The 12,939-nt window shown below is 68.8% G+C and carries 16 protein-coding genes; 11 read left to right on the top strand and 5 right to left on the bottom strand.

The annotated features are described in order from the left end of the window. The gene (locus tag AB7E83_RS02425; protein WP_428565043.1) at positions 1-201 is read left to right on the top strand and encodes a hypothetical protein; all 201 of its coding nucleotides are present in this window, start codon (positions 1-3) and stop codon (positions 199-201) included. On the opposite strand, the gene AB7E83_RS02420 is transcribed toward AB7E83_RS02425, so the two are convergent. Next, entirely contained in the window at positions 174-1,523 is a 1,350-nt protein-coding gene (locus AB7E83_RS02420) for an NAD(P)/FAD-dependent oxidoreductase (RefSeq protein ID WP_428565041.1), read from the bottom strand. The two genes, AB7E83_RS02425 and AB7E83_RS02420, sit on opposite strands and share 28 nt — an antisense overlap. Positions 1,524-1,581: 58 nt before the next feature. Between AB7E83_RS02420 and AB7E83_RS02415 the strand changes: the two genes are divergently transcribed. Genes AB7E83_RS02415 through AB7E83_RS02405 form a run of 3 tightly spaced genes read left to right on the top strand, consistent with a single transcriptional unit; the run spans position 1,582 to position 4,095 of the window. After that, on the top strand, positions 1,582-2,601 hold the full coding sequence (locus AB7E83_RS02415; RefSeq protein WP_428565039.1) for an LLM class flavin-dependent oxidoreductase: 1,020 nt from the start codon (positions 1,582-1,584) through the stop codon (positions 2,599-2,601). Positions 2,602-2,629: 28 nt separating this feature from the next. Then, positions 2,630-3,649 carry a methionine synthase gene (locus tag AB7E83_RS02410; RefSeq protein ID WP_428565470.1) on the top strand — a complete coding sequence of 340 codons (1,020 nt, stop codon included), beginning with the start codon at positions 2,630-2,632 and terminating at the stop codon, positions 3,647-3,649. Next, on the top strand, positions 3,649-4,095 hold the full coding sequence (locus tag AB7E83_RS02405) for a response regulator (RefSeq protein ID WP_428565037.1): 447 nt from the start codon (positions 3,649-3,651) through the stop codon (positions 4,093-4,095). The genes AB7E83_RS02410 and AB7E83_RS02405 overlap by 1 nt, the downstream gene beginning before the upstream one ends. 130 nt (positions 4,096-4,225) lie before the next feature. Here the strand turns inward: AB7E83_RS02405 and AB7E83_RS02400 are convergent, their stop codons facing one another. Next, on the bottom strand, positions 4,226-5,281 hold the full coding sequence (locus tag AB7E83_RS02400) for an NADP-dependent oxidoreductase (RefSeq protein ID WP_428565035.1): 1,056 nt from the start codon (positions 5,279-5,281) through the stop codon (positions 4,226-4,228). Positions 5,282-5,436: 155 nt separating this feature from the next. On the opposite strand from AB7E83_RS02400, the gene egtB reads away from it, so the two are divergent. Genes egtB through AB7E83_RS02380 form a run of 4 tightly spaced genes read left to right on the top strand, consistent with a single transcriptional unit; the run spans position 5,437 to position 8,744 of the window. Further along, positions 5,437-6,699: an ergothioneine biosynthesis protein EgtB gene (egtB, locus tag AB7E83_RS02395; protein WP_428565033.1), complete on the top strand. Its 1,263-nt coding sequence runs from the start codon at positions 5,437-5,439 to the stop codon at positions 6,697-6,699. Further along, on the top strand, positions 6,699-7,721 hold the full coding sequence (gene egtD / locus AB7E83_RS02390) for an L-histidine N(alpha)-methyltransferase (RefSeq protein WP_428565468.1): 1,023 nt from the start codon (positions 6,699-6,701) through the stop codon (positions 7,719-7,721). Before egtB ends, egtD begins: the two co-directional genes overlap by 1 nt. Positions 7,722-7,731: 10 nt before the next feature. After that, positions 7,732-8,013, top strand: coding sequence for a DUF427 domain-containing protein (locus AB7E83_RS02385; protein WP_428565031.1), 282 nt, complete (start codon positions 7,732-7,734; stop codon positions 8,011-8,013). Further along, positions 8,010-8,744, top strand: coding sequence for a 2OG-Fe dioxygenase family protein (locus tag AB7E83_RS02380; RefSeq protein ID WP_428565029.1), 735 nt, complete (start codon positions 8,010-8,012; stop codon positions 8,742-8,744). Before AB7E83_RS02385 ends, AB7E83_RS02380 begins: the two co-directional genes overlap by 4 nt. An 8-nt stretch (positions 8,745-8,752) precedes the next feature. On the opposite strand, the gene AB7E83_RS02375 is transcribed toward AB7E83_RS02380, so the two are convergent. From AB7E83_RS02375 to AB7E83_RS02365, 3 genes are read right to left on the bottom strand one after another with little or no spacing between them, the layout of a single operon-like run. Then, entirely contained in the window at positions 8,753-9,514 is a 762-nt protein-coding gene (locus tag AB7E83_RS02375; protein WP_428565027.1) for an SDR family NAD(P)-dependent oxidoreductase, read from the bottom strand. Continuing rightward, the gene (locus AB7E83_RS02370; RefSeq protein ID WP_428565025.1) at positions 9,511-10,134 is read right to left on the bottom strand and encodes an intradiol ring-cleavage dioxygenase; all 624 of its coding nucleotides are present in this window, start codon (positions 10,132-10,134) and stop codon (positions 9,511-9,513) included. The genes AB7E83_RS02375 and AB7E83_RS02370 overlap by 4 nt, the downstream gene beginning before the upstream one ends. Beyond that, positions 10,131-10,853 (bottom strand): RluA family pseudouridine synthase, encoded by a 723-nt coding sequence (locus tag AB7E83_RS02365; protein ID WP_428565023.1) that lies wholly within the window; start codon positions 10,851-10,853, stop codon positions 10,131-10,133. The genes AB7E83_RS02370 and AB7E83_RS02365 overlap by 4 nt, the downstream gene beginning before the upstream one ends. Between AB7E83_RS02365 and AB7E83_RS02360 the strand changes: the two genes are divergently transcribed. The 3 genes from AB7E83_RS02360 (at position 10,831) to AB7E83_RS02350 (ending at position 12,920) form a co-directional block, all read left to right on the top strand. Continuing rightward, positions 10,831-11,199, top strand: a complete 369-nt coding sequence (locus tag AB7E83_RS02360) for a DMT family protein (protein WP_428565021.1) — start codon at positions 10,831-10,833, stop codon at positions 11,197-11,199. The two genes, AB7E83_RS02365 and AB7E83_RS02360, sit on opposite strands and share 23 nt — an antisense overlap. A gap of 62 nt (positions 11,200-11,261) precedes the next feature. Further along, complete coding sequence (locus AB7E83_RS02355) at positions 11,262-11,909, top strand: DUF47 domain-containing protein (protein ID WP_428565019.1); 648 nt, start codon at positions 11,262-11,264, stop codon at positions 11,907-11,909. Next, on the top strand, positions 11,910-12,920 hold the full coding sequence (locus AB7E83_RS02350; RefSeq protein WP_428565017.1) for an anion permease: 1,011 nt from the start codon (positions 11,910-11,912) through the stop codon (positions 12,918-12,920). Positions 12,921-12,939: the final 19 nt, after the last annotated feature.

Below are 12,939 nucleotides of genomic sequence, written 5' to 3'. Positions count from 1 at the left end.
ATGGAACGGCGGCGGCTGCGAAGCGGCATGGCGATCACGCCCGAGGAGTTCGACGATCTCTCCGACGAAGAACTCCTTCGCGTGATTCCGAAGGCGTACCGGGACGAGTTTCCCGGCAAGGAGGGCTGCGCCGACGGCTACTTCTACCTGCACGACGGCACCGCCTGGAGTTTCTACAAGGGCGGCTTCTTGGACGACTGATTCGCCACCACGCGCTCGATGTCTGTCACCACGCGCGCATAGCGCTGCGAACTCCAGTACGCCGACGCCCAGTCGATCAGCACGACGATGCGGTTGCGAAATCCGATGAGAAACCAGATGTGCGCGAAGAGCCAGAAGAGCCACGCGAGGTGGCCGCTGAAGCGCACCGGGCCGACGGGCGTCGTGAGGTCGACGACGGCGGAGTTGCGGCCGATGGTCGCGAGGTTGCCGTAGTCGCGATAGCGGAAGGCCTGCGTCGCCTCGCCGCGCAGCCGGCGCAGGAGGTTGCCGGCCGCGGCGCGGCCCATCTGCTTCGCGCCGGGTGAAACGCCGGGCACAGGGACGGGCTCGCGGCCCTCCACGTGACTCTTCGCCGACGCGAGATCGCCGATGACGCTGATCTCCGGGTGGCCCGGCACGCTCAGGTCCGGTAGCACGACAACGCGGCCTGCCCGGTCGGCTTCCGCGCCGACGGCGCTCGCGAGCTGGCGCCCCAGCGGCGATGCGGCCACGCCCGCCGCCCACACGATGCAGCGCGCCTCGATGCGATAGGGCGCCGCGGGCTCGGGCGGCGAGACTTCGAGGCCGTTCGCATCGATGGCCGTCACGCGCGAAGACACGCGCACCTCCACGCCGAGCCGCTCCAGCTGCAGCCGCGCGCTCGCGCTCAGCGACTCGGGCATCGCGCCCAGCACGCGCGGCGAGCCTTCGACGAGCAGGATGGCCGCGCTCGACGGATCGATGCGGCGGAACTCGCCGGGCAGCGTGGTGCGCGCGATCTCCGCCATCGTGCCGGCCATCTCCACGCCGGTCGGACCGCCGCCGATCACCACGAAGGTGAGCCACCCGCGGCGCTTCGCTTCGTCGGGCTCCTTCTCCGCCATCTCGAAGGCGAGCAGCACGCGGCGGCGGATCTCGAACGCATCGTCGAGCGTCTTGAGGCCCGGCGCATGCGCGGCCCATTCGTCGCGGCCGAAGTAGCTGTGCGTGGCGCCGGCCGCGACGATCAGGTGGTCGTAGGGCAGGGCATCGCCGTCGCGCAGCAGCACGCGACGTGCATCGGCATCGATGGATGTGACTTCGCCCAGCAGCGTGGTGAGATTGGCCTGGGCGCGAAAGAGATGGCGCACCGGCGCGGCGATGGCCGGCGCGGACAGGCCCGCCGTCGCGACCTGGTAGAGCAGCGGCTGGAAGAGATGGTGGTTCGTCCGCTCGACGAGCGTGATGTCGACCGGCGCCTTCGCCAGCGCCCGCGCCGCCTCGAGCCCTCCGAATCCGCAGCCCACGATGACGACGCGAGGGCGCTCCATGTTCGCGTTCATGTGGGGATTATCGGAGCGCGGGCTGCGCGGCGCGCCCGGGTGTGACAAGCTCGGCCGCATGCCGGCACCGAACCCGAACCCGATCCGTCTTTCCGTGCTCGACCAGTCCGTGGCCTGTCTGGGCCGCGGCCAGGACGAATCGATCCGCAACACCGTCGCGCTCGCGCAGCACTGCGAGTCGCTCGGCTATCACCGGTTCTGGCTGAGCGAGCATCACAGCCTGCCGACCATCGTGGGCACGGCGCCCGAGGTGCTGATGGCGGCGATCGCCGCGCGCACGAGCCGCATCCGCATCGGCAGCGCGGGCGTGATGCTGCCGCACTACTCGGCGTTCAAGGTCGCGGAGCAGTTCCGGGTGCTCGATGCGCTCGCGCCCGGCCGCATCGACCTCGGCGTGGGCCGCGCGCCCGGCAGCGACCAGCGCACGGCCCTGCTGCTCAACCCCGACCCGCGCAGCTCGCAGCACTTCCCGCAGCAGGTGCAGGAGCTGCAGGCCTGGATCGACGGCGTGGCCTGGCCCGAAGGCCACCCCGCGCGGGGCATCGCGGCCCTTCCGCAGGCCGCGACCAGGCCGGCGTTGTGGATGCTGGGCAGTTCGGGCTATGGCGCGCAGCTCGCCGGCCACCTGGGCCTGCCGTATGCGTTCGCGCACTTCATCGCGGAGGAATCGGCCGAGGAAGCGATGGCCCTGTACCGCCACACGTTCAAGCCGGGCGTCATCGCGCAGCCGCAGGGCGCGGTGTGCGTCTGGGCGCTCGCGGCCGAGACGGAAGAGGAGGCGTGGCATCTCTTCGCGAGCCGCGAGCGCGCGCGGATGGACCGCAACATCGGCCTGCCCGGGCCGCTGCGGCCGCCCGCGGAAGCGCCGCGCGACTACGGCGCGCACGAGCAGCCGCACCTGCGCGAACTGCGGCGCAAGGCCATCGTCGGCACCGCCGCGCAGGTGAAGGCGCGCATCGAAGGCATTGCCGGGGAATTGCAGGTGAGCGAAGTCGCCGTGATCACCTGGACCTGGGATGCGGCCGCGCAACGGCGCTCGTACGAGCTGCTGGCCGAGGCGTTCGGCCTTGCGGCATGATGGAGGGCGACGAGGAGATTCACGCATGCTGTTTCCCACCACCATCGCCGGCAGCCTGCCCAAGCCCGGCTGGCTGTCCGAGACGCAGAAGCTCTGGCCGCAGTGGAAGCTCGAAGGCGATGCGCTGAAGCAGGCCAAGGCCGACGCCACGCTGCTGTGGATCAAGGAGCAGGAGGACGCGGGCCTGGACATCGTCACCGACGGCGAGCAGTCGCGTCAGCATTTCGTCCACGGCTTCCTCGAGCAGGTGGAGGGCATCGACTTCGCGCACAAGGTCGAGATGGGCATCCGCAACGACCGCTACAAGGCGATGGTGCCGCAGGTGGTGGCGCCGCTGCGGCTCAAGGGGCGCGTGCATGAGGCCGAGGCGCGCCTGGCGCGTGCGCACACGAAGAAGAAACTCAAGTTCACGATGCCCGGGCCGATGACCATCGTCGACACGGTGGCCGACCGCTTCTACAACGACCGCGAGCAGATGGCGTTCGCCTTTGCCGAGCTCCTCAACCAGGAGGCGCTGGCGCTGCAGGCGGACGGCGTGGACATCGTGCAGTTCGACGAGCCCGCATTCAATGTCTACATGAAGGACGCGGCCACCTGGGGCGTGAAGGCGCTCGAGCGCGCGGCGCGGGGGCTCACGTGTACGACCGCCGTCCACATCTGCTACGGCTACGGCATCCAGGCGAACAACGACTGGAAGAAGACGCTGGGCGAGGAGTGGCGGCAGTACGAACAGGTGTTTCCCGCGCTGGCCGCGAGCTCGATCGACCAGGTCAGCCTGGAGTGCTACCACTCGCACGTGCCGCCCGACCTGATGGCGCTGCTGAAGGGCAAGGACGTCATGGTCGGCGTGATCGACGTCGCCAGCGACGTGATCGAGACGCCCGAGCAGGTGGCCGACACCATCGGCCGCGCGCTGCAGTTCGTGCCGCGCGAGCGGCTGATGCCCTGTACCAACTGCGGCATGGCGCCGATGGCCCGCGAGGTCGCGGTCGCGAAACTTCAGGCGCTCGCGCAGGGCGCGCGGCTGGCCGCCGGGCGGCTCGCCTGATGGACGACGCGATCATTCTCGTCGTCGAGGACAACCCCGACCACCTCGAACTCATCCTCGATGCTCTCGCGGCGCGCTGCGAGCGGTCCCGCATCGTCACGGCGGCCGACGGCGTCGAGGCGCTCGAATATCTCTTCGGCCGCGGCCGGTACGCGAAACGCGATGCGCGCAAGCAGCCGCGCCTGGTCATCCTCGACCTGCGCATGAAGCGCATGGACGGAATCGAGGTTCTCAAGGCCATGCGCGCCGATCCGCTGACGGCGTCGGTCCCGGTCGTCACGCTCTCCGGTTCGAGCGACAAGTCGGAACTCGATGGCGCGTACCGCGCCGGGGCCAACAGCGTGGTGCGCAAGACCGTCGTGTTCGACGAACTGCGCGTGAAGATGTCCCGCGTGTACGACTTCTGGATCACCTGCAACGAGGCCAACCGGCACTCGCGCGTGTAGCGCCGGATCGAATCGACCTCGTCCTACCTGCGTGTAGCGTTTTCCCGCGCGAGCTGTCCGTCGCCGCCTACAAGGCGAGGCGAGGGTGCTCGACTACAACAGGGCGCAAGGAACGAATCGATTGAGAACCTCAGGCCACCTCGAGCACCAGCTTGCCGAAGTTCTCGCCCGAGAACAGCTTCAGCAGCGCCTTGGGGAAATTCTCGATCCCGAGCACGACGTCTTCCTTGCTCTTCATGCGCCCGTCGCGCAGGTAGCCTGCGAGCTCGGCGATGGCCTGCGGATAGCGGTCGGCGTAGTCGAAGACCACCATGCCTTCCATGCGTGCGCGGTTCACGAGCAGCGACATGTAGTTCTTCGGACCCTGCACGGCCGTGGTGTTGTTGTACTGGCTGATCGCTCCGCAGATCACGATGCGCGCGCCGCGGCCGATGCGCGTCAGCACGTCGTCGAGGATGTCGCCGCCCACGTTGTCGAAATAGACGTCGACACCCTTCGGGCAGTGTTCGCGCAGCGCCGCCTTCACGTTGCCGGCCTTGTAGTCGATGCAGGCATCGAAGCCGAGCTCCTTCACCACCCACTCGCACTTGGCCGGCCCGCCCGCGATGCCGACCACGCGGCAGCCCTTGATGCGCGCAAGCTGGCCTACCGTCTGCCCGACAGCGCCCGCCGCGCCCGAGACCACGACCGTGTCGCCCGCCTTCGCCTGCCCCACCTCCATCAGGCCGAAGTAGCCGGTCATGCCCGGCATGCCCAGCACGTTGAGCCACTGCGTCACGCTGCCCAGGCGCGTGTCGATCTTCGCGAGGCCCGCCTTCTTCGCCTCCGCCTCCGTGAAGCTCGCGTACTCCTGCACGCCCAGCGCGCCGGTGACGAGGTCGCCGGCCGCGAAGCGCGGGTTGCGCGACGCGATCACTTCGCCGATGCCGCCCGCGCGCATCACTTCGCCGATGGCGACCGGCGCGATGTAGCTCTTGCCCTCGTTCATCCAGCCGCGCATGGCGGGGTCGAGCGAGAGGGCGCGCGTCTTCACCAGCAGCCCGCCGTCGGCCGGCTCGACGACGGCCTCGGTCGTGAACGACCAGTCGTCGCGCACCGGCATGCCGACGGGGCGGCGCGCGAGGCGGATCTGGCGGTTGTGCGTGCTGGCGTGCATCGTTGCGGGCGGGGTGGCGGCGGTGTTCATGCCGGCATCGTAGACACCCGCTGCCACACCGCCGGTTGCGAACGTGACAGCAGACAGCACGCGCAGCCCTGTGCTGTAATCGCCGCGGAGGGGACGAAGACTGTTGTTCGAGGCGCGTCCCGCCTTCGCGCCCATTGACGAAGGAGCTTCTGCCCATGTCCGCCAACCTGTCGCATGCGCCCCTCAGGCGCACCGCGGTCCGAGCCGCCATCGCAGCCGATCTCGCGGCACGCTTCACGGCCGTTCGCAGTCACAGCCTGGCCCTTGCCGCGCCGCTTTCGGCGGAAGACCAGTGCGTGCAGTCGATGCCCGACGCGAGCCCGACCAAGTGGCACCTCGCGCACACGAGCTGGTTCTTCGAAGCCGTGGTGCTGCGCGCCCATGCCCCTTCCTATCGCGCTTACGACGAGCGCTTCTTCTTCCTCTTCAATTCCTATTACGAGTCGCTCGGCCCGCGCCATGCGCGCCCGCAGCGGGGCCTGCTCACGCGCCCTTCGCGCGACGAGGTGCATGCGTATCGCGCCCACGTCGACGAAGCGATGGCGTCTTTCATGGCGGATGCGTCCGACGATGCCTGGGGGGCCGCCGCGCCCCTGATCGAGCTCGGCCTGCACCATGAGCAGCAGCACCAGGAACTGCTCCTCACGGACATCCTGCATGCCTTCTGGTGCAATCCGCTGCTGCCGGCCTACGACCCCGCGCCGCCGCCTGCGCTGCGACTCGCCGCGCCGCCCGTGAAATGGATCGCGGGTCCGTCGGGCGAGGTGCGCATCGGGCACGAAGCCGATGGCTTCGCGTTCGACAACGAGACGCCGCGGCACGCCGCGCTGCTGCGGCCCTATTGCATCGCCGACCGGCTGGTGACCTGCGGCGAGTATGCGGACTTCATCGCCGACGGCGGCTACCGCGACGCGTCGCTGTGGCTGTCGGATGGGTGGGCGGCGGTGCAGTCGCAGGGCTGGCAGGCGCCCGCGTACTGGCTCGCACCGGGCGACGCGCGCGCGCCTTCGGATGCCTGGCAGGTGTTCGGCTTGCATGGCGTGCGTCCGCTCGATCCGGCCGCGCCGGTGAGCCAGCTCAGCTTCTACGAGGCCGCGGCCTATGCGGAGTGGGCCGGCGCGCGGCTGCCGACGGAGTTCGAATGGGAAGCGGCTTGCGCGCTGCCCGGCCTGTCGCAGGCGACGGGCCATGTGTGGCAATGGACGCGCTCGTCCTACGACCCTTATCCGGGTTTTCGTCCGCTTGCGGGCGCCGTGAGCGAATACAACGGCAAGTTCATGGTCGGCCAGCTCGTGCTGCGCGGCGGCAGCGTCGCAACGCCCGCCGGGCACGCACGCGCGACCTATCGCAATTTCTTCCCGCCGGCCGCGCGCTGGCAGTTCAGCGGGCTGCGGCTCGCGAAGGATCAGGCATGCTGATGGAGACGGGTGTTCAGGCGCGGGCCGAGTCGAACGCGGGTCGACACGAAGGCCGCGGCCACGTACGTGCTGCTGCTCCCGCTGCAGCGAAGCGGAGCACGACCGAGTTCGCGTACGACCTCCGGGAGGCGCTCGCGATGCGGCCGCGCAGCATCTCGCCCAAGTACTTCTACGACGCGCGCGGCTCCGAACTGTTCGACCGGATCTGCGAGTTGCCGGAGTACTACCCGACGCGCACCGAGCTGCGCATTCTTGCCGAGCGCGCGAACGAGATCGCGCAACTCGCCGGCCCGCGTGCCGAGATCGTCGAGTTCGGTGCCGGTTCGCTGCGCAAGGTGCGTCTGCTGCTCGATGCGTTCGATGCGCCCTCGCGCTTCCTGCCCATCGACATCTCGGGCGAGCACCTTGACGCATCCGCCGCGGCGCTGCGCCGGGACTATCCGGCGCTCGATGTGCAGCCGGTCACGGCCGACTACACGCAGCGCGTTCTGTTGCCGGCGCCTCTTGCGACCGCGGGGCAGCGCGTGGGCTTCTTCCCCGGCTCCACCATCGGCAACTTCACGCCTGCCGAGGCCTTGCATTTCCTCCAGTCCGCGGCGCAGGTGTTGCGCGGCGGCGCGTTGCTGCTCGGCGCCGATCTCGTGAAAGACCCCGCGGTGCTGCATGCCGCGTACAACGATGCGCAGGGCGTCACGGCGGCGTTCAACCTGAATGTGCTGGCGCGCGCCAATCGCGAGCTGGGCACGGATTTCGACCTCGACGGCTTCGCGCACTATGCGTTCTACAACGCGCCGCTCGCGCGCATCGAGATGCACCTGGTGAGCCGTCGCGCGCAGCGCGTGACGCTGGAAGGCGAAGGCTTCGACATCGCCGAGGGCGAGAGCCTGCACACCGAGAATTCGCACAAGTTCACCGTCGAGGGATTGCGCGCGCTGGCGGCGCAGGCGGGGTTCCGGCCCGGTCCGGTCTGGACCGATCCGGAACGCCTGTTCAGCGTTCACTGGCTGCACGCACCCGAATGAGGAGCGATCGATGAAGGCAACCTGGAATGGCGTCGTGCTCGCGGAGAGCGACGACACGGTGGTGGTGGAGGGCAATCATTACTTCCCCGCGTCCTCGCTGAAGAAGGAATACACGACCTTCAGCAACAACCACACGGTCTGTCCCTGGAAAGGCACGGCGAGCTACTACTCGCTGCTCGTGAACGGGGAGCTCAATCCCGAGGCGGTCTGGTACTACCCCGACCCCAAGCCCGAGGCGGACATGGTGCGCGACCGGGTGGCTTTCTGGAAGGGCGTCAAAATCGAGGCGTGACCTCGATTCTTTCGCCCGCCTTCACCTACCCCGACCAGCTCGACGTCCAGCTGCGCCAGCAGGGCTGGGCCGTGCTGAGCCCGCGCGGCGTGCAGGAGCTGTCGACGTGCTCGCTCGACGAGCTCGGGCGCCTGCGCGACTCGTGGAACGATCTCCCGCCGGATACCTATCTCAAGGACGGCGGTCGCTACCGCAAGCGGCGCCATTCGTCGTTCGTCGTCGAGGGCGATCGTGTCGAGCCCGCCCCGCATCGCGCGCACTGGCAGCCGGTCGAATACAACGCGCTGCACGGCGGCATGGAGCGGTGGTTCGAGCCGATGCACGGCGACGTGGTGTCCGCGCCTTCATGGGGCTGCCTGCTGCGTTCGCTGGGGCACGTGACGTCGCGGCTGAAGGGCACGCAGCCCTGGTACGTCGAGGCGCACCAGTTCCGCATCGACACCGAAGGCGGCATCGGTCGTCCGACGCCCGAGGGCGCGCATCGCGATGGCGTGGACCTGGTCGCCGTTTTCCTCGTCGGCCGCGAGGACATCAAGGGCGGCGAGACGCGCGTCTTCCAGGCCGATGGTCCAGCCGGGCAACGCTTCACGCTCACCGAGCCGTGGAGCGTGCTGCTGCTCGACGACGAGCGCGTGATCCACGAGACGACGCCGATCCAGCCGGTGGGTGAACGCGGGCACCGCGATACGCTGGTGTTGACGTATCGGGCGGGTGGGTTTCAGGGGGCTTGAGCTCCTGATCAATCCCGCACATCCGCCACCGGATTCGTCCCGAAATCCGGGCGCGCCAGCACCGCGAGAATGCGCCTCGCCGCCTCTTCCGGCGATGCCAGCGCGCCGCTTTCCTTCATGCCGATGAAGTTGCCGATGTCCGGGAAGCTCGCCGGGTCCGCCCCGCGCAGCTGAACCTGCATGTCGGTGTCGATCACACCGGGCGCGAGCGAGCAGACCTTCGCGCCGTTCGGGCGCTGCGCTTCCTCCAGCGCGACGCAGCGCGTGAAGTGATCCATGCCGGCCTTGGCCGCGCAGTACACGGCCTGCGACGCCATCGCCCGGCGGCCGAGGCCCGACGAGATGTTCAGCACCTTGCGAGCCGCGTTCCACGACGACGTGGCGTGCAGGAAGGCGGCCGTCAGCAGCATCGGCGCCTCGAGGTCCACGCGCATTCCTTCGGCGATCTCCGCGGCGGGAATGTCGCCGATGGGCGCGATGCGCGGGATGAACCCCGCGTTGTTGATCAGCGTGACGGACTTCAGTCCGCTCGCATCGAGCGTCGCGAGCCAGCCGCCGAGACGCGAAGCCGCCGCCTCGGCGCGCCCGAGGTCCTGCGGCCACTGCTCCAGCGGCACGCCGGCGGCCGCCGCACGCGCGGCGAGCGCGTCGTTCGTCTTGCGCGAGATGCACACGAGCGAGTGGCCGGCATCGATGAGCTGTTCGGCCATGGCGAGGCCCATGCCGCGCGAGGCGCCGGTGAGGAGGGTGAGGTGTTCGGTGAGTTTCATGCGTTGACGATGATGGGAAAGTGCGCGGCAAGGCCGCCGGCCCCGCTGCGGAATGCCACGGTGAGCGCGGCGCGCGCGTCCGGAGCGAGGTTGCGCCACAGGAAATCGCGCTCGTTGCCCGGGTCGCCCTGCACGTACATCTGCGTGGTGAGCAACTCGCGCTGCGCCAGCTTCACCTTGAAATGGATGTGCGGCGTGCGGCCCGAGTACGCCACGGGGCGGATCGTGCGGAAGCGGTAGCGCCCGTCCGCGCCGACGACGACGCGTCCGAACCCCTGGAACGACGGATCGGCCCGGCCGCCGTCGCCGGGATGGTGATAGCGCCCGGCTTCGTCGCACTGCCAGATCTCGACGGTGGCGCCACGCACGGGGCGCCCCGACGGATCGCTCACGACGCCATCGATCCACGACGCCTGGCCGCGCGCGTAGACCGCGCTGCCATTGCGCAGCAGGTCGGCATCGCTGTCCTTCGGCAGTTCGACGGGATAGAACGGGCCCTCGGTCTGCCGCGGCGTGAGCATGCGGGGCGCGGCCGGCTGCGCGCGCGCGCCGGTCCAGCAGGCGGGCAGGGCGACCAGCGCGGCGGCCGCGCGACGGCGGGAAAGAAGGGGCGGGGTCATGACCGGAAGGGTACCCGGCTTTCGAATTCGATGGGCTCGCCGGTGGCGGGGTGTGCGAAGGCGAGGGCGCTTGCATGCAGCAGCAGCCGGGGCGACAGCGCGGCGACCTCGGTCGGCGCATAGAGGGCGTCGCCGACGATGGGATGGCCGATGGCCTGCAGATGCACGCGCAGCTGGTGCGTGCGGCCGGTGACCGGCTCGAGCTCGATGCGGGTGGTCGCGAAGGTGGCGGCGGACCCGTGCGCTGCGACTTGCGGCGATCCGGGAAGCATGTTCGTATCGGCCTCTCCAGGGGCCGCGCGCCACCGCGTCTCGCTCGGCTTTCCCTGGTGCAGGTCCACCTTCTGACGCGGCCGGTTGGGCCAGTCGGCGGCAAGCGGCAGCGCGATGGTCTGCCACGCATCGCCGGCCATCGCGCCGGCGACCACGGCGACATAGCGCTTGGACACTTCGCGATGTTCGAACGCCCGCGACAAGGCCCGCTGCATCGCCAGCCCGCGCGCCATCGCGAAGAGTCCGGACGTCGCCATGTCCAGCCGATGCACCACGCGCGCATCCGGCCACAGCCGCTGTGCCCGCGTCGAGAGGCAATCCTGCTTGTCCTCGCCGCGACCGGGCACGGCCAGCAGGCCGGCGGGCTTGTCGAGCACGATCAGGTGCTCGTCCACGTACACGAGTCCTTCGGATAATCCGCAAATGACCGCGCTGTCTTCATCCATTCCGTTTTCCCTGCAGACCATCCTGCTGCTCGCCGCCTCCAATGTCTTCATGACGATGGCCTGGTACGGCCACCTCAAGAACCTCGCGACCGCGCCCTGGTACGTCGCCGCGCTCGTGAGCTGGGGCATCGCCCTCGCCGAATACCTGCTTCAGGTGCCGGCCAACCGCATCGGCTTCCAGCAGGCCGGCTACTCGGTGGCGCAGCTCAAGATCATGCAGGAAGTGATCACGCTCGCCGTGTTCGTTCCCTTCGCCTTGTTCTACCTGAAGGAGCCGCTGAAGCTCGATTACCTGTGGGCGGGGCTCTGCATGGTCGGCGCGGTGTATTTCATATTCCGCAATTGAAGGGGGGATGCGGCAGGTACACTCGCCGCAATCCCCGAAAACCCGAACTCCCAGGAGCGCCCGTGCTGTTTGGAAAACTGCTGCCGCGCGAAGGCAATTTCTTCGAGCTCTTCAACCAGCATGCCGAGCGCATCGTGGAGGCGGCGCGTGCGTTCTCCCACCTCGTCGCGAACTACAACGACCCGCACCTGCGCGAGCAGTACAACCGCGACGTCGACAACGCCGAGCGCGCCGCGGACAAGGTGACCCACGAGGTCAACCGGCTGATCCACAAGACCTTCATCACGCCGCTCGACCGCGACCAGATCCACACGCTGATCAACACGATGGACGACGTGGCCGACCTGATCCAGGATTCGGCGGAGACGATGGCGCTGTACGACGTGCGGGCGATGACGGAGGAGATCACGCGCCTGACCGACCTGTCGGTGAAGTGTTGCGAGCGAGTGAAGGAGGCCGTGGGCATGCTCGGCCGCCTCGCCGACCCGAGCACCGCCGAGGCCGCGCTGAAGACCTGCGAGGAGATCGACCGCCTCGAGTCCGACGCCGACCGCGTGATGCGCTCGGCGATGAGCAAGCTCTTTCGCGAGCAGCCCGACGTCCTGGAGGTGATCAAGCTCAAGGCGATCTACGAATTGCTGGAGACCATCACCGACAAGTGCGAGGACGTCGCCAACGTCGTCGAAGGCATCATCATCGAGCATTCCTAGATGCAAGTGACTCAAGTGGCCCTTTGGGTCGTGGTCATGCTCGTGGCCATCGCGCTGCTGTTCGACTTCATGAACGGCTTCCACGATGCGGCGAACTCCATCGCGACCGTGGTCTCGACCGGCGTGCTCAAGCCGGCGCAGGCCGTGGTGTTCGCGGCGTTCTTCAACTTCGTCGCCATCTTCATCTTCCACCTGAGCGTGGCGACGACGGTGGGCAAGGGCATCGTCGAGCCCGGCATCGTGGACACGCACGTCGTCTTCGGCGCGCTCGTCGGCGCGATCACCTGGAACGTCATCACCTGGTGGTACGGCATCCCCAGCAGCTCGTCGCACGCACTGATCGGCGGCATCGTCGGCGCGACCATCGCGAAGTCGGGCGCGGGCGCGCTCATCGCCGGCGGAGTGCTGAAGACGGTCATCTTCATCTTCGTGTCGCCGGTGCTCGGCTTCCTTCTCGGCTCGCTGATGATGGTGCTCGTGGCGAACGTCTTCCGACGCACCACGCCAGCACGCGTCGACCGCTGGTTCCGCAGGGCGCAGCTGGTCTCGGCCGGCGCCTACAGCCTGGGCCACGGCGGCAACGACGCGCAGAAGACCATCGGCATCATCTGGATGCTGCTCATCGCCACCGGCTACGTGTCCGCGGGCGCGGACTCGCCGCCGTACTGGGTGGTGATCGCGTGCTACGCGGCCATCGGCATCGGCACGATGTTCGGCGGCTGGCGCATCGTGAAGACGATGGGCCAGAAGATCACGAAGCTCAGGCCCGTGGGCGGCTTCTGCGCCGAGACGGGCGGGGCGATGACGCTGTTCCTCGCCACGGCGCTGGGCATTCCGGTGTCGACCACGCACACGATCACGGGCGCCATCGTCGGCGTGGGCTCCACGCAGCGCGCGAGCGCGGTGCGCTGGGGCGTCGCGGGCAACATCGTGTGGGCGTGGATCTTCACGATCCCGGCCAGCGCGTTCGTCGCCGCGATCTCGTACTGGATCAGCCTGCAGATCTTCTGAGCGCCCCGGATACCCGGGA

The organism is Ramlibacter sp. (assembly GCF_050250995.1).
GTDB lineage: Bacteria > Pseudomonadota > Gammaproteobacteria > Burkholderiales > Burkholderiaceae_C > Ramlibacter.
The sequence above is the reverse complement of the archived record's forward strand: the minus strand, read 5'-3'. Positions and strand labels throughout refer to the sequence as shown.

Bases quoted from the DNA above. Each gene is read 5' to 3' on its own strand.
- AB7E83_RS02360 (WP_428565021.1), top strand. From the start codon at position 10,831: ATGACCGCGCTGTCTTCATCCATTCCGTTTTCCCTGCAGACCATCCTG.
- AB7E83_RS02375 (WP_428565027.1), bottom strand. From the start codon at position 9,514: ATGAAACTCACCGAACACCTCACCCTCCTCACCGGCGCCTCGCGCGGC.
- egtD (WP_428565468.1), top strand. From the start codon at position 6,699: ATGGAGACGGGTGTTCAGGCGCGGGCCGAGTCGAACGCGGGTCGACAC.
- AB7E83_RS02405 (WP_428565037.1), top strand. From the start codon at position 3,649: ATGGACGACGCGATCATTCTCGTCGTCGAGGACAACCCCGACCACCTC.
- AB7E83_RS02350 (WP_428565017.1), top strand. From the start codon at position 11,910: ATGCAAGTGACTCAAGTGGCCCTTTGGGTCGTGGTCATGCTCGTGGCC.
- AB7E83_RS02370 (WP_428565025.1), bottom strand. From the start codon at position 10,134: ATGACCCCGCCCCTTCTTTCCCGCCGTCGCGCGGCCGCCGCGCTGGTC.
- AB7E83_RS02425 (WP_428565043.1), top strand. From the start codon at position 1: ATGGAACGGCGGCGGCTGCGAAGCGGCATGGCGATCACGCCCGAGGAG.
- AB7E83_RS02385 (WP_428565031.1), top strand. From the start codon at position 7,732: ATGAAGGCAACCTGGAATGGCGTCGTGCTCGCGGAGAGCGACGACACG.
- AB7E83_RS02400 (WP_428565035.1), bottom strand. From the start codon at position 5,281: ATGAACACCGCCGCCACCCCGCCCGCAACGATGCACGCCAGCACGCAC.
- AB7E83_RS02365 (WP_428565023.1), bottom strand. From the start codon at position 10,853: ATGGATGAAGACAGCGCGGTCATTTGCGGATTATCCGAAGGACTCGTG.
- AB7E83_RS02415 (WP_428565039.1), top strand. From the start codon at position 1,582: ATGCCGGCACCGAACCCGAACCCGATCCGTCTTTCCGTGCTCGACCAG.
- AB7E83_RS02420 (WP_428565041.1), bottom strand. From the start codon at position 1,523: ATGAACGCGAACATGGAGCGCCCTCGCGTCGTCATCGTGGGCTGCGGA.
- egtB (WP_428565033.1), top strand. From the start codon at position 5,437: ATGTCCGCCAACCTGTCGCATGCGCCCCTCAGGCGCACCGCGGTCCGA.